Origin of the sequence: Falsiroseomonas sp. HW251 (assembly GCF_050563545.1) — a bacterium.
GTDB lineage: Bacteria > Pseudomonadota > Alphaproteobacteria > Acetobacterales > Acetobacteraceae > Falsiroseomonas.
Map to the genome: position 1 here is coordinate 72,041 of NZ_JBNXUM010000024.1, position 25,366 is coordinate 97,406.

General features: G+C 69.6%; 26 protein-coding genes and 1 pseudogene. 15 read left to right on the plus strand and 12 right to left on the minus strand.

Annotation, left to right across the window (positions count from 1 at the left end):
* Nucleotides 1-61 precede the first annotated feature (61 nt).
* From ACLF3M_RS25050 to ACLF3M_RS25065, 4 genes are read left to right on the plus strand one after another with little or no spacing between them, the layout of a single operon-like run.
* On the plus strand, nt 62-904 hold the full coding sequence (locus tag ACLF3M_RS25050; RefSeq protein WP_430659715.1) for an amidohydrolase family protein: 843 nt from the start codon (nt 62-64) through the stop codon (nt 902-904).
* A 10-nt stretch (nt 905-914) separates the two neighbouring features.
* Nucleotides 915-1,739 carry an amidohydrolase family protein gene (locus ACLF3M_RS25055; RefSeq protein WP_430659716.1) on the plus strand — a complete coding sequence of 275 codons (825 nt, stop codon included), beginning with the start codon at nt 915-917 and terminating at the stop codon, nt 1,737-1,739.
* 19 nt (nt 1,740-1,758) lie between these two features.
* Nucleotides 1,759-2,709 (plus strand): Bug family tripartite tricarboxylate transporter substrate binding protein, encoded by a 951-nt coding sequence (locus ACLF3M_RS25060; RefSeq protein ID WP_430659717.1) that lies wholly within the window; start codon nt 1,759-1,761, stop codon nt 2,707-2,709.
* Nucleotides 2,706-3,122, plus strand: a complete 417-nt coding sequence (locus ACLF3M_RS25065; protein WP_430659718.1) for a PaaI family thioesterase — start codon at nt 2,706-2,708, stop codon at nt 3,120-3,122. Before ACLF3M_RS25060 ends, ACLF3M_RS25065 begins: the two co-directional genes overlap by 4 nt.
* On the opposite strand, the gene ACLF3M_RS25070 is transcribed toward ACLF3M_RS25065, so the two are convergent.
* Both ACLF3M_RS25070 and ACLF3M_RS25075 read right to left on the minus strand, forming a co-directional pair.
* Nucleotides 3,123-4,220, minus strand: coding sequence for a mandelate racemase/muconate lactonizing enzyme family protein (locus ACLF3M_RS25070; RefSeq protein ID WP_430659719.1), 1,098 nt, complete (start codon nt 4,218-4,220; stop codon nt 3,123-3,125).
* The gene (locus ACLF3M_RS25075) at nt 4,217-5,062 is read right to left on the minus strand and encodes a hypothetical protein (RefSeq protein WP_430659720.1); all 846 of its coding nucleotides are present in this window, start codon (nt 5,060-5,062) and stop codon (nt 4,217-4,219) included. The genes ACLF3M_RS25070 and ACLF3M_RS25075 overlap by 4 nt, the downstream gene beginning before the upstream one ends.
* A 230-nt stretch (nt 5,063-5,292) precedes the next feature.
* Between ACLF3M_RS25075 and ACLF3M_RS25080 the strand changes: the two are divergent.
* The 4 genes and pseudogenes from ACLF3M_RS25080 to egtD all read left to right on the plus strand — a co-directional run.
* A pseudogene (locus ACLF3M_RS25080) lies at nt 5,293-5,685 on the plus strand (transposase); the annotation flags it as partial.
* 250 nt (nt 5,686-5,935) lie between these two features.
* On the plus strand, nt 5,936-6,271 hold the full coding sequence (locus ACLF3M_RS25085) for a hypothetical protein (protein ID WP_430659721.1): 336 nt from the start codon (nt 5,936-5,938) through the stop codon (nt 6,269-6,271).
* Nucleotides 6,272-6,452: 181 nt separating this feature from the next.
* Nucleotides 6,453-7,655, plus strand: coding sequence for an ergothioneine biosynthesis protein EgtB (egtB, locus tag ACLF3M_RS25090; protein WP_430659722.1), 1,203 nt, complete (start codon nt 6,453-6,455; stop codon nt 7,653-7,655).
* Nucleotides 7,652-8,611 carry an L-histidine N(alpha)-methyltransferase gene (gene egtD / locus ACLF3M_RS25095; RefSeq protein WP_430659723.1) on the plus strand — a complete coding sequence of 320 codons (960 nt, stop codon included), beginning with the start codon at nt 7,652-7,654 and terminating at the stop codon, nt 8,609-8,611. The genes egtB and egtD overlap by 4 nt, the downstream gene beginning before the upstream one ends.
* Before the next feature lie 631 nt (nt 8,612-9,242).
* On the opposite strand, the gene ACLF3M_RS25100 is transcribed toward egtD, so the two are convergent.
* From ACLF3M_RS25100 to ACLF3M_RS25115, 4 genes are all read right to left on the minus strand, one after another.
* Nucleotides 9,243-10,325 (minus strand): mannonate dehydratase, encoded by a 1,083-nt coding sequence (locus tag ACLF3M_RS25100; protein WP_430659724.1) that lies wholly within the window; start codon nt 10,323-10,325, stop codon nt 9,243-9,245.
* A gap of 30 nt (nt 10,326-10,355) precedes the next feature.
* Nucleotides 10,356-11,339, minus strand: a complete 984-nt coding sequence (locus ACLF3M_RS25105; protein WP_430659725.1) for a Bug family tripartite tricarboxylate transporter substrate binding protein — start codon at nt 11,337-11,339, stop codon at nt 10,356-10,358.
* A 49-nt stretch (nt 11,340-11,388) separates the two neighbouring features.
* On the minus strand, nt 11,389-12,039 hold the full coding sequence (locus ACLF3M_RS25110) for a GntR family transcriptional regulator (protein ID WP_430659726.1): 651 nt from the start codon (nt 12,037-12,039) through the stop codon (nt 11,389-11,391).
* Nucleotides 12,040-12,238: 199 nt separating this feature from the next.
* Nucleotides 12,239-14,275 (minus strand): HWE histidine kinase domain-containing protein, encoded by a 2,037-nt coding sequence (locus ACLF3M_RS25115; protein WP_430659727.1) that lies wholly within the window; start codon nt 14,273-14,275, stop codon nt 12,239-12,241.
* Nucleotides 14,276-14,492: 217 nt separating this feature from the next.
* Here ACLF3M_RS25115 and ACLF3M_RS25120 point away from each other — a divergent pair, with 217 nt between their 5' ends.
* From ACLF3M_RS25120 to ACLF3M_RS25130, 3 genes are all read left to right on the plus strand, one after another.
* The gene (locus ACLF3M_RS25120; RefSeq protein ID WP_430659728.1) at nt 14,493-15,503 is read left to right on the plus strand and encodes a manganese catalase family protein; all 1,011 of its coding nucleotides are present in this window, start codon (nt 14,493-14,495) and stop codon (nt 15,501-15,503) included.
* A gap of 97 nt (nt 15,504-15,600) precedes the next feature.
* On the plus strand, nt 15,601-16,158 hold the full coding sequence (locus ACLF3M_RS25125; protein WP_430659729.1) for a DUF1003 domain-containing protein: 558 nt from the start codon (nt 15,601-15,603) through the stop codon (nt 16,156-16,158).
* Nucleotides 16,159-16,830: 672 nt separating this feature from the next.
* Complete coding sequence (locus tag ACLF3M_RS25130; RefSeq protein WP_430659740.1) at nt 16,831-16,971, plus strand: SH3 domain-containing protein; 141 nt, start codon at nt 16,831-16,833, stop codon at nt 16,969-16,971.
* A gap of 67 nt (nt 16,972-17,038) precedes the next feature.
* Here the strand turns inward: ACLF3M_RS25130 and ACLF3M_RS25135 are convergent, their stop codons facing one another.
* The gene (locus tag ACLF3M_RS25135) at nt 17,039-17,710 is read right to left on the minus strand and encodes an alpha/beta hydrolase family protein (protein ID WP_430659730.1); all 672 of its coding nucleotides are present in this window, start codon (nt 17,708-17,710) and stop codon (nt 17,039-17,041) included.
* Between the two features lie 59 nt (nt 17,711-17,769).
* On the opposite strand from ACLF3M_RS25135, the gene xth reads away from it, so the two are divergent.
* The 4 genes from xth (at nt 17,770) to ACLF3M_RS25155 (ending at nt 20,633) form a co-directional block, all read left to right on the plus strand.
* Nucleotides 17,770-18,612, plus strand: a complete 843-nt coding sequence (gene xth / locus ACLF3M_RS25140) for an exodeoxyribonuclease III (protein ID WP_430659731.1) — start codon at nt 17,770-17,772, stop codon at nt 18,610-18,612.
* Nucleotides 18,613-18,692: 80 nt separating this feature from the next.
* A complete protein-coding gene (locus tag ACLF3M_RS25145) occupies nt 18,693-18,989 on the plus strand; it encodes a hypothetical protein (RefSeq protein ID WP_430659732.1) in 297 nt (98 codons plus the stop codon).
* Between the two features lie 28 nt (nt 18,990-19,017).
* Complete coding sequence (locus ACLF3M_RS25150) at nt 19,018-19,746, plus strand: DUF72 domain-containing protein (protein ID WP_430659733.1); 729 nt, start codon at nt 19,018-19,020, stop codon at nt 19,744-19,746.
* A 314-nt stretch (nt 19,747-20,060) separates the two neighbouring features.
* Nucleotides 20,061-20,633, plus strand: coding sequence for a CoA-transferase (locus ACLF3M_RS25155; RefSeq protein ID WP_430659741.1), 573 nt, complete (start codon nt 20,061-20,063; stop codon nt 20,631-20,633).
* Here ACLF3M_RS25155 and ACLF3M_RS25160 read toward each other — a convergent pair.
* The 5 genes from ACLF3M_RS25160 to ACLF3M_RS25180 form a co-directional block, all read right to left on the minus strand.
* On the minus strand, nt 20,609-21,619 hold the full coding sequence (locus ACLF3M_RS25160) for a helix-turn-helix domain-containing protein (RefSeq protein WP_430659734.1): 1,011 nt from the start codon (nt 21,617-21,619) through the stop codon (nt 20,609-20,611). The genes ACLF3M_RS25155 and ACLF3M_RS25160 overlap by 25 nt on opposite strands.
* 208 nt (nt 21,620-21,827) lie before the next feature.
* On the minus strand, nt 21,828-22,706 hold the full coding sequence (locus tag ACLF3M_RS25165; protein WP_430659735.1) for a formate/nitrite transporter family protein: 879 nt from the start codon (nt 22,704-22,706) through the stop codon (nt 21,828-21,830).
* Nucleotides 22,699-24,291: an aspartate:alanine exchanger family transporter gene (locus ACLF3M_RS25170; RefSeq protein WP_430659736.1), complete on the minus strand. Its 1,593-nt coding sequence runs from the start codon at nt 24,289-24,291 to the stop codon at nt 22,699-22,701. Before ACLF3M_RS25170 ends, ACLF3M_RS25165 begins: the two co-directional genes overlap by 8 nt.
* Nucleotides 24,292-24,311: 20 nt before the next feature.
* Nucleotides 24,312-25,142: a pyruvate formate-lyase-activating protein gene (gene pflA, locus ACLF3M_RS25175; RefSeq protein ID WP_430659737.1), complete on the minus strand. Its 831-nt coding sequence runs from the start codon at nt 25,140-25,142 to the stop codon at nt 24,312-24,314.
* 10 nt (nt 25,143-25,152) lie between these two features.
* On the minus strand, nt 25,153-25,366 hold a 214-nt coding region (locus ACLF3M_RS25180; protein ID WP_430659738.1), incomplete at its 5' end, for an autonomous glycyl radical cofactor GrcA.

Sequence of the window (25,366 nt, forward strand, 5' to 3'; positions counted from 1 at the left end):
TTCCTGCTTCCGGAGCGAGGCGCTGAGGCCTAGCCTGCCCGCAGCAGGGCGAGGAAGCGACATGCAGGGCACGGACGCACCGCAGCGCGCGCGCTTCGCCGTGCCGGCGCTTGCCTGCGACGCGCATTGCCATGTCTTCGGCCCGGCCGACCGCTTCCCCTATGCGCCGAGCCGCCGCTACACGCCGGGGGACAAGCCGAAGGAGATGCTGGCCGCGGTGCATGCCGGCCTCGGCCTGGGCCGTGCCGTCATCGTGCAGGCGAGCTGCCACGGCACAGACAACCGCGCCATGCTGGATGCGCTGCGCTGGGCGCCGGCGCGCTATCGCGGCGTCGCGATGATCGACGACGCCACGACCGATGCCGAATTGCGGGCGATGCAGGACGCCGGCGTGCGGGGTATCCGCTTCAACTTCATCAAGGCACTGGGCGGTGCGCCGGACATGCGCGTCTTGCACCGCGCCGCCGACCGCGTGCGGCCGCTGGGCTGGCACATGGTCATGCAGCTTCAGGGCGACGGCGTGCGGGAGATGGAGGCGACGATCCGCAGCCTCGACATGCCCGTCGTCATCGACCACATGGGCCGCGTCGATCCCGCCCTCGGCGTGGAGGGGCCGGCTTTCCGCACCCTGCTCGACCTGCTCCGCGATCCCCGCATTTGGGTGAAGCTGAGTGGGGCGGAGCGCATGACGACCGCGCCCTTCGATCAGGCGCTGCCCTTCGCCCGCGCGCTGCTGGGCGCCGCGCCGGACCGCGTGCTGTGGGGCACCGACTTCCCGCATCCGAACCTGACGACGCCCGTCGACGAGATGGAGCTGCTGAACCTGGTCCCGTCCTTCGCGCCGGAAGAAGCAGACCGCCAGCGCCTTCTCGTCGACAATCCTGCCGCTCTCTACGGCTTCTGAAAGGAACGCGATGCCTGCCGTCGACTCCCATGCGCATGCCTTCGACCTCTCGCGCCAGGGCTGGGGCGGCGATCGCGGCTTCGACGTCCAGCCGAACGAGCTCGGCACGGCCAGGCAGTTCCTTCATGTACTGGAATGCCACGGTTTCACCCATGGATTGCTGATCAACCCGCTCGGTGGCTACGGCGCCAACAACACCTACATGCTGGAGGCGATCGCCGAAGCCAAGGGAAGGCTGAAGGGCGTCGCGCTGCTGCCGAACGAAACGCCGGAAGCCGAGATTCGCCGCATGGTCGAGGGCGGCATCGTCGGCATCCGCTTCAACCTGGAATTCCCGACCAGCCCGCCGCTGCACGGGCCCGCCGGCGAATGGGCGCTCGCCCGCGCGCGGGAGGTCGGGTGGTTCGCTCAGGTCCACTACCACCATGGCCCGTCCATCGTCGCGGCGATGCCGATCCTGCGGAAGGCTGGCGTGCCCGTCGTGGTGGACCATTGCGGCCGGCCGGAGCTGGAGGCAGGCATCGGGCAGCCCGGTTTCCAGGCGCTGCTGGAACTCGGCCGCAGCGCGGATGCCTATGTGAAGCTGTCCGGCATCTTCCGCTTCACCGCCACCGGCTCGCCCTACGAAGACACTGATCCCTATGTCCGTGCGCTGATCGAGGCCTTCGGCGTCGATCGCTGCGTCTGGGCATCCGACTGGCCCTTCCTGCGCGCCAAGGCGCGCACGGATTACGGGCCGCTGCTCGCCGCGCTGCATCGCGTGGTGCCGGATGCGGCGGACCGCGAGAAGATCCTGTGGACCAATCCGGCGCGGCTGTTCCGCATGCAGCCGTGACCGGCAAGGGAGGAAGGCGATGATCACGCGACGCGGCGCCCTGGCGGGCGCCGGCATGATGCTGGCTACGCGCGCGGCTCGGGCGCAGGGCTATCCGACCCGGGCCATCCGCGTGATCGTGCCCTATGCGCCGGGTGGCGCGGACACCTATATCCGCCCGCTGCTTGGCCCGATCTCTCAGGCGCTCGGCCAGTCCGTCATCGTGGATACCGTGCTGGGTGGCGGCGGCTCGCTTGGCGCGAACCGCGTCCGCACCGCCGCGCCGGACGGCTACACGCTGCTCTTTGCCGGCACCGGCGCGCTGACCGCGGCGCCGCGGCTGCAGAACCTCGGCTACACCGCGGCGGATTTCGCGCCGGTCGCCAACCTCGTCTCCATCCCCTTCGTGATGGCGACGCGGCGCGGTGCGAGCTTCACCGACTTCGCGGGCTTCCTGGCCGCGGCGCGCGCCAGGCCCGAGGGGCTGAGCTACGGCTCCACCGGCGTCGGCGGCACGCCGCATCTCATCATGGAGCAACTGTCCAAGGTCGCGGGCATCAGGATGCTGCATGTGCCCTATTCCGGCGTAGCGACGGCCTCCGTCGCGCTGCTCGCCGGCGACATCGACCTGGTGATGGGGGCGCCGAGCTTCGTCATGCCTCTCGCAGATCGCGGCGTCGTGCCGCTGGTCCAGACCGGCGCGCGACGGATGTCGGTGATCCCCGACGTGCCGACCTTCCGCGAGGCCGGACTCGATCTCGAGATGGTCACACGCTTCGGCTTCTTCGCCCCGAAGGGCACCGACGCCGCGATCCTCGATCGCTGGGGCAGCCTGGTGATGGAAGGCGGCGCGGAGCCCGGCTATGTCCAGTCCATGCAGCGCAACTTCAACGAGGTCGAGCTGCTCGACCGGCACCGCTTCGCCGCCTTCCTGGCCGAGGAGGACGCCGCGACCGATCGCCTTCTGCGGGAACTGAACATCAGGGGATGACGGACGGCATGCCACCGGGCTTCGAGCCCTGGCCATCGCGAGCCGGCGACGACTTCCTGTCGCATAACGGCCCGCTTTACCGGCGCTTCGAGGGCGGCTTCACGTTGGGCTTCCGGGTGGAGAAGCGTCATTGCAACCCCGGCGGCACCTGCCATGGCGGCATGCTGTCCTTCTTGGCGGACATGCTGCTGATCGGCGGAAGCCATGCCGCGCTGAATTTCCACGACTTCACGCGGACGATCAGCCTGCATTGCGACTACCTCGACGCGGCGCCGATGGGCGCCTGGCTGGAAGGCCGGATGGAGGTGGTGCGCGCCACCCGCACCCTGATCTTCGGGGAAGGGCGGCTGACGATCGCGGGCAAGCCCGTGCTGCGCGTCGACGGCATCCTGCGCCGGCCGACGCAGCGCTGATCACGGGACGGCGCAGCGCGCCAGGACCTCCGGGTCGGGATCGCAGCCGAGGCCCGGGCCCTGCGGCACGGCAAAGCGCGCGCCCTGCGGCATGACGGCGTCGCCGAAGGGGCCGGCACCGAGGTCGAAGAAATAGGCCTCGACCGGCGTCGTCGGCGCGATGGCCGCCAGCAGGTGGATCGTCGCCAGCAAGGCCGGGCCGAAATAGGGGGAATGCGGCGCGAAGCGCGCGCCGCGTCGCTTCGCGATCTCCGCCACGCGCAGCATGGCCGACAGCCCGCCGAGCTTGGCAACGCTGGGCTGCACCACGTCCACGGCCTGCGCCATGCGGTCGAAATCCAGGATGCTCGCGGCATTCTCGCCGCAGGCGATGACCCGGCCGCTGTCGCGCCGGAGTGCGGCGAGCGCCTCGTAGTCGTCTGGTGGATGCAGCGGCTCCTCGACCCAGGCGAGCTCGACATCGGCGAGTTCCGCCAGGATGGCGCGTGCGCCATCGGCAGACCAGGCGCAGTTCACGTCCACCATGAGTTCGCCCTCGGCGGGCATGCAGCGCGCCGCGACGCGGATGTTCGGCGCCGTGATCTCGTGGAGCTTGATTCCACGGAAGCCGCGCGCCAGGGCTTCCTCCGTGTCGCGCGTCACCGCATCGGGCGCGCCATAGCGCGGCAGGCTCGCATAGGCCGGCACGGTGTCGCAGCCTGCGCCGCCGAGCAGGCTATGCAGCGGCAGCCCGGCTTCCTTGCCCTTGATGTCCCAGAGTGCGACCTCCAGCCCCGAGACCGCATGCATGAAGGCCCCGGATCCGCCGAGGCCGTGAAACCGCCGGATGATCGCGTCGCTGCTGCCGGCGGGATCCGTCGCATCCAGGCCGATGACGCTGGGCCCGACGATCCGTCGCAGCATCTCCCGCACCACGGGCCAAGATTCGTAGAGGCCGAAGCACTCGCCCCAGCCGACCAGCCCGCCCTCGGCTTCCACCCGCACCAGCAGCGCGTCGAAATGGCGCCGCGGCACGCCGGCCAGCGTCGGCGTCGCGCCGCGGTGATGGACGGCCTGGCGGTAGACGACCGCCTCGACCGCGGCGATGCGGCGCATCATCCCTGCCGGGGCATGGGGTAGTCCGCGGCGTTCAGCACCCAGCCCGGCTTCATCGAGAAATCCACCCGAGGCGGGCAGAATATGTCCACCATCTGGCCGGCCTTCTCGGCCCGCGAGGTGTGGATCGAGGGCGGCGGAATCACCGTGACCGACGGCGCGCCGCAATACTCGTGCTCGTCCTCGAACCAGTGGTTCATGTTGGTCGTCCAGGGCCAGCGGATATGGTGGGTGTAGCCGCCGTCCAGCACCAGCGAGCACTGCTCGAAATTGTCGTGATGGTGCGGCGACATCCTGGTGACGTCGCGCGGCCCCTGCGCGGGCTCGAGATAGTTCACCATGAAGGTGGTGCAGCGCCAGATCTTGCCGAAGCGGCCGGGCTCCGGCGGGACATCAAGCGTGTAGCTCCGAACCTTGAAGCCGTCGGACGGCGTCGGCCAGTCCTGCAGCGGCGGGATGGGGGGATCGGGCTCCCTGAAGCCGTCGGCGTTGCTGCACTTCGCCGCCAGATCCTCCGACCGCGGGGTGAACAGCCGCACGATGCGGCCCGCGGCCTTGATCGTGATTCGGCTGTCGCCAGGTGGAACGAAGGTCACGGTGTAGCCCGGGACCTGCTTCGTCTCGGCGCCGGCGGAGACCTCGGCCGCGGTGCCGGCATCGGGCTGCAGCAGCACGTATTCGTCGACCTGGCCCCTGCGCTCGAGCACGGCGCCGGCCGGCACCTCGGAGTAGGCGATGATGAAGTTGCGGCCGCGCGCGAACCAGCTGCGCAGCCCGTTCGCTTCCTCCTGCGGGGGCTGCTCGTAGAACTTCGCGTAATGCGCCCCGAAGAAGGGGCCGCTCACCGCCTTGCGCGCCCGCGCATCAGCTTCCTCTTCCTCGGCTATCGCTGCCCAATCCGAAGGCGTTGAACCCCGGGCTCGAAATCACGAGAGCGTTCGGCACCAGCCTTGGGAGCGGCATCACGCGCCAAACGCATGCCGCCGTACTTGCTGCGGGCGCGATACGCGCTGGTTGCTTCGAGGAAGGCGCGATGCTCAGGCGAACCGAACCTCCCTTTAGCATTACAGTTGCACTTGTGGCGGGCGACGGCACCAAAGGGCCGCGCCTGCACGACTGGGCTTACCTCGAACTCGCCCATCTCGAGGCGGATGACCGCGTCGGGGGCTTCGAGGGCGTCTGGACGCGCGGACTGCTGATTCGTCGCCATGTCACCGATGGCGAGCTCGCCTACTTCACCACATGGTGGCAGACGGGCACCCCGGTCGAGACCCTGGTCACCGTCGAGGGTCATCGCTGGGCCATTGAGGATGCCTTCGAGACGGCAAAGAACGAACTCGGCCTCGACCACAACTAGACGCGCTCCTGGCATGGTTGGCACCGCCACGTCTCGCTCTTGATGCTCGCCTTTGCCGTTCTCGCCGTCACCCGCCATTGCGCAAATGTCGCAGCCGAGCAAACGACACTTCCCGTGAGTCGCAATGCCCGCCGCTCGTCCGCTGGTCGCTCCAGGAGGTCCGTCCGCCGGGTATCCCCGAAAGTACGCGGCCAGCCTCCAACTCGCATAAGCGCCACATCGAACCTTTCAGGAAGCGGTGTAGCTCTGCAGGCAATCGAGCCCTCGACAAAGCCATAGATGAAGAGCAGGCCGAGGGCGCGCCCGGAGTGGAAGCGGTACGGACGGGCTTTGAAGCGGAAGAACCGTTCGCGCCAAGAGCATGTTTCAGCGCGCGGACGAACAACACCGGGTTGCCACTCTCAACGGCTATCTCGCAGTTCCGCCGAACAATGTCATCCTGCCAGTCGGCAAGGGCGTCCGCTTGCTTTTCAATCATCCAACCGCCTCCGATGCGCGCTCCGAAAGGCAGGTGGCGCGGCAGCCCGGTTCGGAGGTCAGGACGGGCGCGACGTTCCTGGCGCGGGTTAACAGCCTTAGCGGGATCAGCGGCGGTGCAGGCCAGCCGACGGCGATGCGGGAGCGTGACGACCTCTGCCACCGGCTGCGCCTTTGTCAGCGCGGCGACGTGCGCCTGCCGCCCGATGAGCGAATTTAACCCGCGAAAACTCGCCCGTCGGGCGGACCGATTTCAGATCCGCGGTCAGGCGCCGGTCAATGAACGCAGCAATGCGGACCCCAGCAGGGCAACCGCAGCCGTGGTGAACCGTCATCAGAAGTCCAGAGTGAGCGTCACGAAGCCCACGGCAGCGCCGCACAAGACTTGGGACCACCGATCCATGAACGTGATTGATCGCCAGCAGACGGAAGCCCCTCACGCCATCGTCGAGCGCTACCGCGGTGTTCGCAACAGGACCGAGGCTCTGGCCGCACCACTTTCGCCCGAGGACCAGGTCGTCCAGTCCATGCCGGATGCGAGCCCAACCAAATGGCACCGGGCCCATACCACTTGGTTCTTCGAGACCTTCCTGTTGCTGCGCTTTTTGCCGGGTTACAGTCGTGTGGATCAGGACTACGCCAGTCTCTTCAACTCCTACTATGTCGCCGCGGGGCCGCGGCATGCGCGCCCCCAGCGCGGTATGGTGACCCGCCCAAGCAATACCGAAGTCGCTGCGTATCGCGCGCTGGTGGACGCCGCCATGACGACGCTGTTGCGCGATCCACCGCCCGAGGCATTGCCGCTGATCGAGCTCGGCCTTCAGCATGAGGAGCAGCATCAGGAGCTGCTTCTGACCGATATCCTGCACGCGCTCTCCAGCAATCCGCTGCGTCCCGCCTATGACCGCGGCTGGCGCGAACCGCCAAGCGCGGAGGGTCCGGCGTGCATGCTCGACGGGCCTGAGGGGGTCGTGGAGATCGGCTGTAGCGGCACGGGCTTCGCCTTCGACAATGAGGCACCGCGCCACCGTACCTTTCTAGCGCCCTTTCGCATCGCAGATCGGCTCGTGAGCAATGGTGACTGGCTCGCCTTCATTGAGGACGGTGGCTATCGGGAGCCACTGCTCTGGATGAGCGATGGCTGGACCGCCTGCCAGGCCGAGGGCTGGGGGGCGCCGCTCTATTGGGAGCAGCGCGACGGTACCTGGATGCAATTCGGCTTCGGTGGGCTGCGGCCTCTCGATCCGACGCTCCCGGTCCGTCACATTTCCTGGTACGAGGCCGACGCTTTCGCGCGCTGGGCCGGCAAGCGCCTGCCAACCGAACAGGAATGGGAAGCAGCCGCTGACCTGCCCGGCTTCGCCGATGCCGCGCGCATCGGTTGGCAATGGACCGGCAGTGCCTATCGCCCCTATCCAGGCTTCAAGCCCTGGGCCGGCGCCGTCGGAGAGTACAATGGCAAGTTCATGATCGGGCAGATGGTGCTGCGCGGCGGATCGCTGGCGACGCCGCCTGGCCATGCGCGCCAGAGCTATCGCAATTTCTTCCCGCCCGGGGCGCGATGGCAATTCACCGGCCTCCGCCTCGCGGAGGATGTGGCGTGAGCGGCGCAGAGGCGCGCGACGCGGCCACGGCCCAGGCTGCGGCGCTGCGCGCCGATGCTCTGGCCGGTTTTTCCGCCAGTCCAAAAACCCTGCCGTGCAAATGGCTCTATGACGCTGAAGGTAGCCGCCTCTTCGAAGCCATCACCCGGCTGCCGGAATACTACCCAACTCGGACCGAGCTGCGGATCCTGGCCGAAAGCGGATCGGACATCGCCTGCGCGGTCGGTCCCGGCGCCGCGGTGGTGGAATTCGGACCCGGTGACGGCACCAAGGCAGTGCAGCTGTTGGGTGCGCTGACGGCGCCGGCAGCCTATCTGCCGGTCGATATTGCTCCTGAATGGTTGGATGCGGCCGCGACCCGCGTGGCGGTGGCCTTCCCCCGCCTGAAGGTCCGACCGGTGGTCGCAGACTTTGCCCTGCCGTTCGATCTCGCCGGACGCGCCGCCGGCAGCACCACTCATCTCGGCTTCTTCCCCGGCTCAACTATCGGCAATTTCGAACGGGAAGGGGCTCTCGCCTTCCTGCGTCGGGCCCGTGCCAGCCTGCGCGCTGGATCGCGAATGCTGCTCGGCGCCGATCTCGTGAAGGATGTCGCGGTGCTGGAGGCAGCCTATGATGACGCCGCCGGCGTGACTGCCGCCTTCAACCTGAACCTGCTCGCACGGCTGAACCGGGAAGCCGGGACAGATTTCGATCCTGGCAGCTTTCGCCATGCGGCGCGCTGGAACTGCAGGCTGGAGCGAATGGAAATGCATCTGGTTTCGCTGCGCGAGCAGTCGGTCAGGCTGGCCGGGCGCGTCTTTCGCTTCGCTGAAGGCGAGAGCATCCACACCGAGAGCAGCCACAAATATCGTCCCGACCGGCTGCGCGAACTGGTGCAGGCGGCCGGCTGGCGCCCGGCCAGGATGTGGACCGATCCGGAGCAACTCTTCTCAGTGTGGCTGCTCGAAGCGTAGAGCGAGGCCGACGATTGGCGGGGCAGGGGGCGCCCCCGAGCAATTAGCCCGCCCCGCGCCGGGCACGCTCGGCAGAGAGGCTCCGTCCATCGGCCGAGCGCCGCGGGCATCAGCGGCAGCCGCTCGCCGCAGCAGATCCTCCGTCGCATCCACGATGTAGGCGCCGTAGTCATCGCCACGCTGGTGTCATGGACCGCGGCGACCAGCCTCACCGGCAGGCCGGCGCGCAGCCCTCGCACGATTGACGAGTGCCGCAGGCAATAGGGCACCAAGTCGGCCGACAGTTCGGCGGCTGCCGGCGCCGAGCGCCACGCCTGGGTCATCTTGCTTGCGACCGTCCAGGCGCGGCGATCCGTCCGGACCCATGCCGGCAGCCGGCCAGTCTCCTTGTCGCCCGCAGCCTGCGTGTGGTGCCATCGTTGCAGCAACGGCTCATGCCCGCGGCGTCCCTTCGTCAGTGCGGTCAGCCTCCCGAGTGTGTCCGCCGGCAGCGGCACCGCGATGTGCGATTGCGACTTGCTACCGCGCCCCTTGTTCGAGGTCGGGACCATGATCCGCGCATTGGTGGCCTGCAGGTCATCCACGGTCAGGCGCGCAGCTTGCTCACGGCGGCAACAGGGGTTCGAATCCCCTATGGCACGCCAGGCCTTCCAGCCTCGTGCCGTTCAGCGATCCACGACCGCGCCGTCGTGCTCTGGATGAGGCCCCGCATGTAGCCGAGCGCAAAGCCGCGGCTGCGGTGACCCCAGGCCGTATCCGCGACGACGTGCGGGTGGTGATCCGGCGTGAAGTAGCCGTCGAAGCCGGCGTCGCGGTACGTCCGTATCGCCCGCACCATGTCCACCTTGCCCTCGTCCCAGAATGCCTCGACGAACTTCTCGCATCCGCCGGTCACGTTGCGGAAGTGCACGAAGGCGATGGCGCCTCGCGCGGCGAAATGCTCGATGGCCCGGTACACGCCCTCCGGCTCCAGCATCTGCGCGAAGCAGCCCTGGCAGAAATTGATCGCGTTCGACGGGCCCGGGTGGATGTCGAGCAGGCGGTCGAACGCCTCCGGGCTCCGCATGATCCGCGCGATGCCGGCGAGCGACGGCACCTGCGGGTCCGCCGGATGCAGCGCCATCCGCACCCCGACCTCGTCCGCGACGGGCAGCACCGCGCGAAGGAAGTAGGTGAGGCTCTCCCAGAGCTGCTCGTCGGACACGATCCCGATCTCCGTCGCCGGCGCGTCGCGGGCGAGGGCGTGATCGAAGCCCTCCGCCAGCGCCCCGCCACGGATGGGGATGCCGACATCGGTGTGCCAGTTCACGTGCCGTGCGCCGGCATTGAGGTGCCAGCTGTATTGCAGGATGCCGATCCCGGCGGCCGCCATGGCGCGGAGGGACCGGCACCAATGCTCAATCTCCTCGTCGCGTCCGGGAAGCCCGAGCAGCGCCCTGAGATAACGGTGCGGCGGGACGTGGCCGATCGCGAAGAGCTCCAAACCCTGCGCGTCGAAGGCCGCGCGCAGTTCGATCAGGTCCTCCGCCGTCCAGTACGGGCCGGAGCGGAGCCGCTCGGTCAGCGCATCCGACACGGCGCGCGTGCCTTCGCGGTTGCCGGCGAGTTCGCCGGCGATGTTGATGGTCGCGCCCTCGGCCCCGAGCTGTCGGATGTAGGCGAGGCTCTCGGTGTCGAAGGCGCCCTTCAGGAAGAACCGGTCGGCGATGCGCAAGGTGAAGATCCCATTATGCCGCGGCGCGCGTCAGTCCGGCCGGATGCCGAGTTCGCGGATGACGGCAGTGTAGCGCCCGAGATCGCGGTCGATGACCTCGGCGAAGGCGTCCGGCGTGCTCGCGACGACCTCCATGTTCTTCTCGGTGAAGCGCCGCCGCATCTCCTCCCCCTGCAGGACGCGGGTGAATTCCGCGTTCAGCCGGGCGATGATGGGGGCAGGCGTCCGCGCCGGTGCGAAGAAGCCGATCCAGACGCCGCTCTCATAACCCGGCAGCCCTGACTCGTTGACGGTCGGGACGTCCGGCAGGAGGCTCGACCGGCGCAGGCCGGCGGTGGCGAGCGCCCGCATGGTGCCGGCCTGGATGTGCGGCACCGCCGAGGTGCCGCTCAGCAGCAGCTGCGCCTCGTTGGCGAGCAGCGCCAGGGTCGCCGGCGCGCCGCCGCGATAGGGCACGTGGACGAGGTCGATGCCGGCCGCGCGCTTCAGCACCTCCATGTCGATGTGCTGCGGCGTTCCGTTGCCGGGCGAAGCGTAGTTGATCCGCCCTGGCTGGGCCTTCGCCAGCGCAATGAGCTCGGCGACGTTGCGCGCCGGCAGTGACGGGTGGGCGACGACGATGATCCCCACCGTCACCGCGAGGGTGATGGGCGCCAAGTCCTTCTGCACGTCGAAGGGCGTCCGACCGAAGAGCGCCGGGTTCATGACGAGGCTCGATTGGTCCACCATGATCGTGTGGCCGTCCGGCGCGGACCGCGACACGAACTCTCCAGCGAGCATGCCGGAGGCGCCAGGCCGGTTCTCGACGACCACCGGGTGGCCCAGGCCGCGTGACACGCCTTCCGCCAGCATCCGGGCGACGTCGTCGTTGCCGCCGCCTGGCGGATAGGGAACCACGAGACGGATCGGGCGCGAGGGATAACCCTCCTGCGCCAGGGACGGCCTGGCGAGGATGGTGGCGGCGGCTGCGGCGACGAGCGACCGGCGCGTGGGCCGGTCGGGCAAGCTGGTCATCGTCGTTCCTCCCGTTTTTCGTCGCGTGCAATCTGCCGTGAGGCGAGTGTCACGCGACGCGCCGTTCCCTGGCCTCGGCGAGTTCGAGCAGGTCCTGCATCGCTCCGCGCGACGCCTCCAGCGCGGCGGCGGTCGCGGTGTCCGCGTCGCGTCGGCGCAGTGCGTCCAGCAGGGCGTGGTGGCTCATCACCGCGCGGGCGAGACGTCCAGGGCCGAAGCCCAGGCGCAGCCGCAGCGCCTCCACTAGCCCCCAGGTCCGTTCCATGACCGCTGCCGCGTCCGGGTTGCGCGCGAGCGCGAGCAGCGCGCGCTGGAAGGCGTGGTTCGCCTGCATGGCCGCGGCGCCCTGACCGGCCGCCACCGCCGCCTCGTAACGATGTTCGAGGAGCTCGAGCTCGTCGAGATCGGCGTTCGACGCATGTCGTGCGACGTCGGGGATCAGCAGCCCCAGCACGGCGCCGCGCAGACGGTAGAGGTTGCGGATATCAGCCGGCGCCAGCGCGCGGACCCAGGCGCCGCGGTTGGCCTGTGATTCGACCAGGCCTTCACCTTCGAGCAGCCGCAGCGCGGCGCGGAGCGGCGTGGGGCTGACCCCCATGCGCGCGCAAAGCGCCGAGACGGTCAGCTTGGCCCCGGGCGGAAGGGTTCCGTTGAGGATCAGGCGACGGAGCTGGGCGGTGACGGCATCTTCGGCGGTCATCCCAGGAATTTATCAAATCCTGCGGATTTGGTAAAGTCCGGACTCGCCCGGGAGCCGATCACCTACCCCCCCCGGCGAGCGCAGCAGCGTGCCGTCGTCTCCCCTCCCGCCATGCCGTTCTTACGAGGCTGCCCGAGCGGGTTTGCTCGGTCTGCGCCGGCGTCCACCGCTCCGTCGCGCGACGGCCGGCGTAGCCTCGTCAGGCTACGCTCGGCTCGCCCGGCGCGAGAGAACGACCGAGAGGCACCGTCATGACGCAGACCAGCCCGTCCGCCTCCCAGGCGCGCTTCACGAGGCCACCGAGCTGGTTCTGCACCGTCGCCTCGATCACCCGGGACCCGAAGCCGCGGCGCACCGGCGTGCTGTCCACCCGCGGCCCGCCGCTCTCGCGCCAGATGATCGTGAGGCTCGCGGTGACCCTGTCCACCGCCCAGGTGACCCAGACGCGCCCCTCCGCCACCGACAGCGCGCCATACTTGGCCGCGTTCGTCGCAAGCTCGTGGAACGCCATCGACAGCGCCTGCACGGCATCCGGCGCCAGGGCGAGGTCGGGTCCCTCGATCGTCACCCGCTGCTCCAACGAGACCGCATCCGCCCGCTCGCCCTCGCCGGGCTGGAAGGTCGCCAGCTCGGCTTCGACGAGCGCGCGCATGGCCGCGCTCTCCCACTGGCCCGCGGCAAGGATCGTGTGCGCCCGCGCCAGGGCAGCGACCCGGCCCTCGATCGCCTGCGCATAGGCTATCGCGTCGTCCTTGCGGGTGAGGCGCAGGGCGGCCTGCACCACGGCCAGCGCGTTCTTGGCGCGATGGCTCACCTCGCGCATCAGCAGCGCCTGCCGCTCCTCGGAGAGCTTGCGCTCGGTGATATCGACGTTCACCCCGAACATGCGGCCGAGCCTGCCATCGGGCCCCGCGAGGCGACGGCCCCTGCCGGTCATCCAGCGCATCTCGCGCGTGCCGTCCGGCCTGCGCCGCCATACCCGGAAGTCGGCGTCGAACTCGCCGGACGCGAAGGCGGCCGCGCCGGCCGCCTCGACCAGCGCGCGGTCCCCGGGATAGACGACCTCGTCGAGGAAGCGCGCGTAGTCCATCGGGCCGTCGGCCGCGCGATCCATCCCGAACAGCGCATATTGCTCATCCGACCAGTCCACCTCGCCCGTGTCGGGGTCCAATACGAAGGTGCCCGTCCGCGCCGCCTGCTGGGCGATCCGCAGCTTCGTCTCGTTGTCGCGCAGCGCGGCCGTCCGTTCCTCCACCCGCCGCTCAAGGCCGGCATTCACGGTGGCGAGGTCGCGCTGCTTGCGCTGCAGGAGAAAGGCCAGGACAACGAACCCCGCCCAGGCCGGCAGCCCCACGGCGAGCTGCAGCAGCAGCGTCCCACGCCAGCGCGCGACGATCACCGGTGTCGGCCGGGCCACGGTCGCGTAGAGCGGCAGCTCGCCGACGCGGCGGAACGCGATGAGGCGGGCCTCGCCGGCGCGCTGGTCGGGCGGCAGGCCGAGCGTCTGCCCCATGTAGGTCCCGGCGGTCTCACCGGCGCTGGCGGCGTCCCGCAGCCTGCTGCGCGGCGGGATTTGCGGCGACGGGACCGGCAGCCCGGTGCTGCGGGCAAGCAGCGCTCCGTCGGCGCGGACGAGGGAGGCCACGTCGCCCTGCGGTCCCGCAATGGCAGCGAGGCCGGCGGACAGGCGGTTCGGGTCCACCGACACGTTGACCAGCCCGTCATAGGCGCCGGCCGGCAACCCGTTGCCCGTCTCGGCGCGCCGGCGGCTGACGCCGAAGAAGAGATTGTTGTCCAGCCGGCCGATGGTGATGGCGCTGATGTGCGGGTCCGGCGCATCGGGCTCGCGCAGGGCGACGACCCATTCGCGGTCCGGGAAGCGCGTGCCGCGCGGCACCGGGTATATGTTCCCGGTGAGCAGGACCTCGGCCTCGCGGTCGAGGACGACGACCGTGTTGACCCCCGGCAGCGAGGGCAGGAGCTGGCGCAGCTCGCGATGCAGGTCGCCCTCGCGCGCGCGGATCTGGTCGTCGGAGAGGCCGCGCAGGACGTGGTTTGTAAGGTCGGCGGCGAGCAGATTAACGTCGAGAACGCGCCGGGCATACTCGGCCGCGGCCTCGGCGCCACGCGCGAGTTCGCGCTCGGCGGAGTTCCAAGTGTCGCGCCAGGCCAGCCAGGCGAACACGACCAGGATGAGCAAGGGAACTGTGAGCGCGGCGATGACGAGTGCGCTCAAGCCCTGGATTGCGCTGCGCGGCGCGGGCCATTGGATGCCTGCGCGCGCCCTGTCCTCCCGCGTGCTCCGCAGGAAGCTCATGTCCTCGCCCCCGAGGCCCTGTGAACCGGGCCGGTTGAGCCGCGAACCCTGCACCTTGCCGCGGTGAAATCAAGTCTGCCGCATGACGGAACCGCGGAGGTGCCGTCGGCAGGCTCGCTGCAGCCCGTGCGACGGCGTGGTCGGCATCGTCCAAGCGGCATGTCCGAACTTCGGCCCTCAAGCTTCGTTGAGTGTGCTCCACGATCGCCCGGAGTGCCACGTAATGTTCTTGCGCGTCGACAAGCTGCAGGTCGAGCTTCCCGCCCCGAAGAAACAGGATCCCAACGCTGCCGCCGCGCTGCAGGAGCTGCTGGGCGGCAAATACGGCGAGATGTCCACGCTCGGGAACTACATGTTCCAGAGCTTCAATTTCCGCAGCAAGGCGAAGCTCCGGCCTTTCTACAGCATCGTCGCCGCCATCACGGCCGAGGAGCTCGGCCATGTCGAGCTGGTGAGCAACGGCGTCGCCATGCTGGCGAACGGGCCGGATTCCGACGGCGACGAGACCGGCGACGCCGATATCTCGAAGGCGCCGTTCGAGGAGATGCGCGATATCCGCCTCGCAGCATCCTTCCTGTCGAACGGGGGCGGGGCCATGCCGGTGGACAGCAACGGGGCATCGTGGAACCGCGACTTCGTCACTACGACGGGCAATGTCGTGGTCGACCTGCTGCACAACTTCCACCTGGAGTGCGGCGCGCGTCTCCACAAGCTGCGGGTCTACGAGACGCTGACGGATCCCACGGGTCGCGAGGTCTGCGGCTACCTGCTGGTCCGCGGCTCGGTGCACGCGCATGCCTACGCGCTCGCGATCAAGCAGATCACCGGGGCGGACATCACCAAGGTTCTTCCGACGCCGAACATCCCGCTGTCGAAGATCCCGGAATGCCAGAAGTACCTGGCCGAAGGCTCCCACCGGCGGCTCTATACCTTCAGCCCGGCCGACTACAAGGAGATCGCCGGGATCTGGGGCAATGGCGAAACTGCGCTGCCCGGGGATCCGCCGGGCGAGCTCGAGGTCGTGGACGGCATGCCGCAGGGCGGCAAGATCCATGATCTGACCGGCGTCGCCTCGGCGTTCACGCCGGACTACGCGCCCGAGGAGATGTTCGAGGTCGCCGCCCGGCTCTACAAGGCGTCGCGCTGAGAGCCCGTTTCGGAGCGGCCTGGATGGAGGGACGCACGGAGCATCGGCGAAGCGGCGCGTCGGCGCCGCTCCACGCACCCGGACGAGGATTGCTCCCTTGGATCAAGTCACGCCGACCGTGCCGCCGCCGAGACCCGAGGACCTGAGCAGCGCGCTCAAGCGGAACATCCAGGCGCTTGACGCACGTCGCAGGCAGGAAGCGGCCGAAGCGCCGATCGAGGCGCGGGTCGCCGAGGCGATCACACGCTTCGCCGGCAGCATGCGGTTCGTCTACGTGCACCTCGCGCTGTACGGCGCCTGGATCGTGGCGAACATCGGCGTCGTGCCCGGCGTGCCGAGGTTCGATCCGTCCTTCGTCGTGCTGGCGATGGTCGCGTCGGTGGAGGCGATCTTCCTCTCCACCTTCGTGCTCATCAGCCAGAACCGCATGGCCGCGGCAGCGGACAAGCGCGCCGATCTCGACCTGCATGTCAGCCTTCTCACCGAGCACGAGCTGACGAAGCTGGTCGAACTCGTCACCGCCATGGCCGAGCGCGCCGGGGTCCGCGCGGATGCCGACCCGGAGATCCAGGAGATCAAGAAGGACGTGGCGCCGGAAGCGGTCCTCGACGAAATCGAGACCAGGCAAGCCACGGACGGCAAAGGGTCGGGCTGACCTCCTTCGGTCGCCGGCACGCGCGAATGCGCCGGCACTCGCTGACTTTGATGGCGTGGCGCCACACCGTCCTGTTCCGGCGAAGCGCAGTACCTCGGCGTATGCGCCGACGCAGCGGGCCGGCTCCATCGTCGCGCGCATTACGTGCAGCCTTTTCGCGGAAACACAGGCTTGTGAGCGGGGTGGGGCCCGGTGATACCGTCCGACGCCTTGGGGGTGGGTGCCATGGCATTGGGAATCGCGAGGCCGTTCACGGCGGGCATGCTTCGTCCGCGTTTGCCGCGATGGCTGTTCGTCTTCTCGCGCCCCAGACCCGAGCCCTTCACGCCTTACGACTGGGACGCCGATCGAAGGCGCCGGGGCTCTTGGATGTTCGCCGGGGTCGCTGTGCTCGGTGCCTTCGCGCTGGTTGCCGTGATGAACGACTGGGCACCGCAGGGATCGGCGCCGCCGGCGGCCCCTGTCGTCCAGGGGCCTCCCCCGGCCCAGCCTTCGGCCACTGAAGCGCAGCCCGATACGCGCGTTCAGCCGGTGGCTTCAGCGACCCCAAGAGCTCAGCCAACCGTCCCGGCGGTCGCCGACGTTCCGGCGGCATCGGCGCCGCCGCGCAGCGCGGCGCGGGAGACCGTCACGACGGGAAGGTCCGGCAACAACATGCGCGCGGCGCCATCCATGTCAGGCGCGGTGGTGTGGACGGCCCCACTCGGGACGCGGCTGCAGATCGTCGGCCAGCAGGGCGTCTGGCTGAACGTGACGACCCCAGGCGGCGAGCACCGGGGCTGGATCCATCGCTCGCTGCTGAGAGACCCATGAAGCGGCCGATCAGCCTTGATGTGCTGCGGCCCCGACCGCGTTTCGCCGGCGTCATCGCTGCGGTCATTCACGACACGCCTCGCTGAATCACCGCGCGACACCACGCAGCGGTGCGGTCAAGCAGGTGCTGCAGGACATCTGCGTGGCTTCGGCCGGATCTGGCAGGAACGTGGAACGAGTGGTCGGCTTCCTCGACCTGCAGCAGCGTCGCGCGCCGGCCCAGCTGCGCGATGACCGGCGCGAGCAGCGATGGCTCGGCCAGAGCATCGCGGGTGCCCTGCAGGAACAGCATCGGCACACGGACCTGCGCGAGGTGCCTCGCGCGCTCGGCGGAGGGCTTGCCCGCGGGATGCAGCGGGAAGCCGAAGAACACGAGACCCCGCACACCGGGCAGCGCCGCCTCGGCTTGCGCCTGCGAGGCCATGCGGCCGCCGAATGATTTGCCGCCCGCGAAGAGCGGAACGGAAGCCAGGAGCTCGCCCGCGGAGGCAACGGCTGCCCGGACCGCCGCCTGCGCCAAGGGAGGCCGGTCCGGCCGTCTCGAGCCGGCCTCCATGTAGGGGAATTGGAACCGCAAGCAGGCAATCTGCCGCTGCACCAGACCGTCCGCGACAGCGGTCATGAAGGGGTGCGTCATGCCCGCCCCCGCACCATGCGCCAGGACGAGGCACGCGACCGGGTCGGACGGCGCCTGCAGCATCGCCGAGACGGCGTGCGTCTCATCCACCCGGATCTTCATGTCACCTCCGGCGCTGACTCGTGGGACCGCTGCGATCCGCCCCGCATGAGACGCCAAGAGTGAAGGTCGCCACGTTCAACATCAACAACGTGAACAAGCGTCTGTCCAACCTGCTGGGCTGGCTCGCCGCGGCACGGCCCGACGTCGTCTGCCTGCAGGAACTCAAGGCGGCACATCATGCCTTCCCGATCGCGGCGATCGAGGCCGCGGGATACCGCGCGGCGTGGCAGGGGCAGGCAAGCTGGAACGGAGTGGCGATCCTGGCGCGCGGCGCCGAGCCGGTGGTGACGTGCCGCGCGCTGCCTGGCGATCCCGCCGACACCCAGGCGCGCTACATCGAGGCGGCCGTCAACGGCGTCCTGATCGGCTGCCTCTACCTGCCCAACGGCAATCCGCAGCCGGGGCCGAAGTTCGACTACAAGCTGGCCTGGTTCGAACGGCTGATCGGGCACGCGGCAGCGCTGCAGGCGACCGGCGCGCCCGTGGTGCTCGCCGGCGACTACAACGTCGTGCCGACGGATGCCGACATCTATCCCTCGAAATCCTGGGGCAACGACGCCCTGCTGCAGCCCGGGAGCCGGGACGCCTTCAGGCGCCTGCTCGCCCAGGGCTGGACCGATGCCCTGCGAGCCCACCAACCGACCGGCCCGATCTACACCTTCTGGGACTACAAGCGGGATCGCTGGCAACGTGACGCCGGGCTGCGCATCGACCACATCCTCGTCAACACGCCGTTGCGCGACCGGCTGCGCAGTGCGGGCGTGGATCGCGAGGAGCGCGGCCGCGAAGGCGCCAGCGATCACGCGCCCGTCTGGGCTGTCCTGGACAGGCCGTCGGCTCATGCCGGGACTGGCCGGCGACGCGCTGAAGCACCTGCGCGACGAAGGGGGGGCGAAGCGTGAGACCGAGGGCTGCGCCTTCTGACGGCGAGGTGACCCACGGGCTGCTGTGCGGTTCGGCCTTTGGCTGCTAGTCCGCGCGCATGAAGAGCCCCCGTGCCAGCAACTCCCCCGAGGCGAACCCGGCAGAAGCGGCGCAAGCCGCGGAGTCCCGTGCCGCCAGGTATCGCGAACGCTTCCGTCAGGCGCAGTTGATCGCTTCGCAGGTCGCCAAGGCACGCATGGCCGGCGCTGTGCCGGGCGAGAACGAGGCGGACCGCCTGGTCGCCGAGTTTCACGCCCGCGGCGGCCAGGTCACCGTCTGCCCTCCGGGCAGCGACGTGCCCCCTGGCACCGAGCCCGGCGGCAAGCCCAGCGGTCGGTCGTCCCGCCGATCCTGAACGGGGGCAGCAGGCCTGCTGCCTCGGCATGACGCAGCGAAGGCCGGCGGTCGGCACTGCGGGCTGGAGCATACCGAAGCAGCACGCGGCCGCCTTTCCCGACGGCGGCACCCATCTCGAGCGCTACGCGCGGCGCTTCCCGGCGGTCGAGATCAACTCGTCCTTCTACCGCTCCCACAAGCGCGCGACCTATGTGCGGTGGGCAGCGAGCGTCGCGCCGGGGTTCCGGTTCGCGGTCAAGGTCCCGAAAGCCGTGACGCATGAGCGCAGGCTGCGCGACGCGGAGGAGCCGCTCGAGCGATTTCTCGGCGAGGCAGAAGGCCTTGGCGACCGGCTTGGCCCGTTGCTCGTGCAGTTGCCGCCCTCGCTCCGCCACGACCGCGGCCTGGTGGACGGGTTCTTCGGCCACCTTCGCCGGCGCTTCGCCGGTGAGCTGGTGTGCGAGCCACGCCATGCCACCTGGTTCGCCGAAGAGGTCGAGGCCCGGCTGTCCGAACTCCGGGTCGCACGCGTCGCCGCGGATCCCGCGGTGGTGCCGAGCGCCGGCGTGCCGGGCGGATGGCCGGGCGTCACGTACCGCCGCCTGCATGGGTCGCCGGAGATGTATCGCTCGGGCTACGCGGGCGCGGTGCTCGACGAACTGGCGAGGCAGATCCGAAGCGACCAGCAGGACGGGCGAGAGGCCTGGTGCATCTTCGACAACACGGCGCTCGGCGAGGCGACGCGCAATGCGCTGGACCTGGTGGACCGCCTCTAGACCAGGGCGAGGCCGCCTCATCCCGCGCTTCCTGCCAAGCGCGCGAGAGCGGCGTATTTCGATAGCGCTGGGATCGGACAAGGCTGCTCCCGCCACGTAGAGTTCGCTCGCGATCGCGCGCAGCGTGCGCTCGCGATCAATCGGCTCGGACCGCACAGCGTCGCCGCCCCCCTCGTGCATCGCCGTGCAGGGCCGGCGCGCCGCGCCTCCTGCGGCGGGCCGGTGCCGCGGCGACGCAGGACGGGGACGGGACGGTGGGCAGGGCCATCTCGGCGGCAGAGGCGGCAGACCTCATTCCCGATGGCGCCAGCATCATGCTGTGCGGCCCGCCGCCCGCGCATGCGCCTGCGCGCGTCGTGCAGGCCCTTGTCGCGCGACGGGCGCGGAATCTCACAGTGATCGCTCCCGATCTCGCGAGTCCGGGTTGCGGGGTGAGCCTGCTGATCGAGGGGCGGTGCGTGACCCGCGTGGTCGCGGCGCATCTCGGCAGGAACCCGGTCGCCCGGCGGCGCATGATGCGCGACGGTTTCCAGCTCGAGCTCACGGGGCAGGACAGGCTCATCGAACGGATCCGCGCCACCGGTCACGGCTTCCCGCCCGTCCCCGACCGACGCGGCGAGGCGGAGCCCGGGCGCACCGAGGGAGGGTCGGTCCTGGTGGACTTGCCGCTGCGCGCGCAGTTCGCGGTGCTGGCCGCGAGCGAGGCCGATGCCTGGTTCAACCTGTCCTATGCGGCGAACGGGCTGGCGCTGGCCACGACGATGGCGCAGGCGGCGGATTGCGTGATCGCCGAGGTCGATATCCTACACGCCGGCCGGCCGCTGCCGTCCGCGGTGGTGCAGACTTCGGGTGTCCTCGTCAGCTACGTCGTCCGCCCAGCCCGCTGAGCCGCAGCCAGGGCGGCGGGCGCGTGCTCGTTGGACGCTGCGGCGAACAGGGTCTCGGAGGGCGTCTCGCCGAAATGCTCGCGATAGTCGTGGGAGAACTGGCCGAGGTGCCAGAAGCCGTGCGACAGCGCGATGGACTTCACGAGCTGCGGACCGCCGTCCTGGCGCATCAGGGCGGCACGGACGAGATTGAGACGGCGCAGCTTGAGATAGCGATGCGGACTGACGCCCAGCGTGCCGTGGAACGCCTCCATCAGCGTGTGGGTCGAGACCGACAGCGCGCGGCACAGCTCCTCGGTGTAGATCGGGCGTTCGAGATGCGCGTTGAGATAGGATTCGGCGCCGAGGACGACCCGTCGCCAGGCGTCGCAGGTGCGGCGCCGGCGCCCCCGCACCGTGCCCTTCGCCTCCCGCATCAGGTCGCGCGCGAGACCAAGCAGGGACGCGCGCAGCGCCTCGCGGGCCGGGTCGCTCGAGAACACCTCCGGCGCCGCTTCCGCCATGCCGGATGCCGAGCGCAGGAGACTTGCCATGCGATGCCAGCTGTCGGGTTGCGCGACGCGCAGGACGTATTCGCCCGGCGCCACCACGGGCGACCCGGCATCGCCGCCGAGGTGACGATCCGCCACCTCCGGCGGCATCACCAGCACGGCGTAGGTGTTGTCCTGCATGTTGGACCGCACGAGCTCGGCCCCGGGCCCGTACAGGCAGAAGCCGAAGCGCGGCAGCGTCGAGCCGTTGAGGACGAGGGTCTCGACCTTGTCGAGGGGAAACTGGAGGGCGACCGTCCTTGATCCCGGCACCGCGATCATTGCCAGCGGACTGCACGCGCCCAGCACCAGGACCAGGTCGCCCAGCCTGATCGTGGTCTGCTCGACATAGAAGCCGTCGTGCCGCAAGGGCGTTATCTGCAGCACCACGCCCGGCGTGGCGTCCAAAACGGCGGCGGGCTCGGTGAACCGGACCGACTGGACCGGCGCGGGCATCCCCGGTACCGAACTGTCGGCGCTATTTTCTGCCCGCATACCGGCACGATAGGATGGAAGCGCCGCAATCCGGAAGCCGAGATGACGGGCCCTACCGGAAGCGGGCGGCGCATCCCCTCCCTTCACGTCAATGTGAGTGCAGGCACGTAGAGCTTACCTCGGCCCCACATCACCGCAGGGTCGATAACAGCTGCAGGCAGGTCGCAGGTCAGGACCGCGGGCGAGCCCGGCGGTAGAGTAGCCAGTAGATGCCGGCGACGAAGATGGCGCCGCCCGCCACGTTGCCGATGGTGACCGCTGCCAGGTTATGCGCCACGCCCGGCAGTCCGACATGGGGGAAGGCCGAGGGATCGAGCCGAACGGCGGCCCAGAATCCTGGCCCCGCGTGTTCGCGGACCAGCCAGCCGAAGCCCAGGAAATACATGTTGGCCACCGCGTGCTCGAAGCCGGCGGCGACGAAGGCGGCGATCGGCAGCACGACGACGACCAGCCGATGCGCCGGCAGGCGGCTCGACAGCGAAAGCCAGACCGCGAGGCAGACCAGCGTGTTGCACAGCACGCCGAGGATCAGCGCCTGCGAGAAGGGCAGCGCGGCCTTCGCCTCCGCCGTGCGCAGCGCCATGACGCCGACCTGCCCGCCGCCGAAGAGGTGATGGTCCGCCAGAAGCACCAGCAAGGCCGTGCCGAACGCGCCGGCGAGGTTGCCGATCCACACCAGGCTCCAGGCCCGCAGGATGCGCGGGAGGGCGAGCCGCCCGCTGGCCCAGGCCATCACCATCAGCACGTCGCCGGTGAAGATCTGCGCGCCGCCCAGCAGCACCAGCGCCAGGCCCAGCGCGAAGACCAGCCCCGCGATGACGCGCGCGACGCCGAAGGGCAGCGCGCCCTCCGCCCCGGTCAGGGCGACGTTGGAGAAGATGGCGCCGAAGGCGATGAAGGCGCCGCCGAGCACGCCGAGCACCAGCAGCGTGACCGCATCCTGCCCGGCCTTGGCGACGCCGTCGGCCTCGGCCTTGGCCGCCATCTCCGGCGGCAGGCGGCCCTCGATCCCGGCGAGCGGGCCGGGCGGCGCCGCGCCGTCAGCCACCGAGAACGAGCAGGCCGATGACCTGCACCGCCACGACCTTCACGATTGTGGCGGAAGGGAAGATCATGGCGTAGCCGATGTCCGGCCGCTCGGTCGGCGCCATGCGCGTGGCATAGACCAGGATCGCAGGATTGCCCGTCGCGCCGGAGGCGACGCCGAGCAGGTCGTCATAGGGCAGCTTCAGCAGGAAGTGGCCGACCAGCAGCACGATCGCGACCGTGGTCAGCAACACGAGCGCGCCGATGATCAGCAGCAGCGGGCCTTGCGAGGCCACGGTGCGCACGAACGCCTGGCCGGAATTGATCCCGACGGTCGCCAGGAACAGCGTAAGCCCGAAGTTGCGCAGCACGATGTTGGCCGGCAGCGGCATGACCCAGGAGATCGGGCCCGTCCGGCGCAGCCGCCCCAGGATCAGCGCGACGATCAGCGGGCCGCCGCCGATGCCGAGCGTGACAGTCCCGACCCCTGGAATGGGGATCGGGATCAGGCCGAGCAGCACGCCGAGTACCATCCCAAAGCCCAGCGAGACGTAGCTGAAGTCGCCCGCCGACTTCACGGTGTCGCCGAAATGCGCGCGCGCTCTGGCGGCATCGTCGTTCGCGACGATGACCCCGACGCGGTCGCCGATCTCGAGCATCAGGTCGGGCGAGGGCACGAGGTCCACGTCGTAGCGCCGCACATGCACGATCTGCATCGCGACGCCGGCGGGCATCGGCAGGTCGGACAATGGCACGCCGCAGAGGTTCTGCTTCGAGACGAAGAAGCGGTGGTAGTTGACGTCGGTGCGGTCCTTCGCGATGCGCCCGGGATCGAGCCGCCCGAGCGCCGCGGCGGCATCCTGCAGCGCGGCCGCGGTCTCCGCCGCGATCATCAGCCCGTCGCCGCGGCGCAGCTCGATCGCCGGATCGGGCAGCCGGTTACGATGCTCCTGCCGAACGGAGGACACCTGCACCCCGGCCGGCAGGGTCGCCATCAGCTGGCCGAGCGTCGTGCCGGCCTCCGGCAGGTTCTCGATCGTGATCTCGCCCATGTGGAAGCGCAGGGGCTTGGGCGGGAAGGTCGGCTGCACCTTCCGCGTCATGAAGTAGAAGCACAGGATCGGGCCGATGACGCCGAAGGGGTAGGCGACGGAGTAGCCGATCGAGGGCTCGCCGTTCTTCATCGTGTCGAGCGCGGCCTGCAGCGTCGCCGTGCTTGTCATCGCCCCGGCGAAGAGGCCGAGCGTGTGGCCGAGCTTCACGTCGAAGACCGCGCCCAGGCCGAGCGCGACGGCGAGCCCCGCCGCGACCGCGACAAGGGCGAGCAGGTTGTAGACGAGGCCCGAGCCCTTCAGCCCCTCGAAGAACTGCCGTCCGTAGAGGATGCCGATCCCGTAGAGGAACATGACCAGGCCGATCAGCCCGATCGGCCCGCTGATCGCCGCCTTCGGCGCGATGGCGCCCAGGAACAGCCCGACGAAAAGCACCGCCCCGATGCCGAGCGAGAAGCCGAGCACCGTGATCTGCCCCACGGCATAGCCCAGCCCGACCGCGAGGAAGAGGGTCAGGATGGGCTGTGCGCCGAGCAGGTCGCTGATGAAATCCATGCGTCTCTCCTCCGGCGCGTTCAGCGCGCCCGGCAGCCGGCCTCGCGGAAGATGGCCAGCGCGGCGGCGACCTGGGCCGGCGTCGGCGTCGGCGTGTTCTCCAGGTGGTAGTCCAGGCCGAGCGCCTTCCACTTGAAGCCGCCCATCTGATGGAAGGGCAGGACCTCCACCCATTCCACGTTCCTCATGGGTGCGACGAAGCGCGCGACCTTGGCGATGTTGTCGGGATCGTCCGTCAGCCCTGGCACCAGTACGAAGCGCACCCAGGCCGGCTTGCCCATCGCCGCCAGGCGTTCGGCGAAGCGCAGCGTCGGGCGCTGCTCGACGCCGGTCACGCGGCGATAGGTGTCCTCGTCGCCGCTCTTGATGTCGAGCAGCACGAGATCGACGTGGCTGAGGTAGTCGTCGTCCGCGCGATGGCCGAGGAAGCCCGAGGTGTCGAGCGCGGTGTGCAGCCCCATCCGCTTCGCCGCGGCAAAGAGGCCCTTGGTGAAGCCGACCTGCACCAGCGGCTCCCCGCCCGAGATGGTCAGGCCGCCGCCCATGGCGCGCAGCGCCGGCGCGAAATCCTGCAGCCGGCGGATGGCATGCGCCAGGTCGATCCTCGTGCCGTCCTTCAGCTTCCAGGTATCGGGGTTGTGGCAGTACTGGCAGCGCAGGAAGCAGCCCGACATGAACAGCATCAGCCGCACGCCGGGCCCGTCCACGGTCGAGCCCGTCTCGTAGGAATGCACCCAGCCCAGGGTCTGCTCGGCGCCCTCGAAGCCGTCGGTCTCGGGCGCGTCGGGGGCCTGTCCCGTGCGCAGGTCGTAGCGGCTGCCGGCCTGTACCATCCCGTCGCCCGCCTGCATGCCCGCGCCCCTAGTAGCTGGCGTGGAAGGTGCGGCGGATGACGTCGAGCTGCTGTTCCCGCGTCAGCCGGACGAAGTTCACGGCATAGCCGGAGACGCGGATCGTCAGCTGCGGGTACTTGTCGGGGTGCTCCATCGCGTCCTCCAGCGTCTCCCTGGAGAGGACGTTGAGGTTCATGTGGAAGCCGCCCTGGCCGAAATACATGTCGAAGGCCTTGACCGCG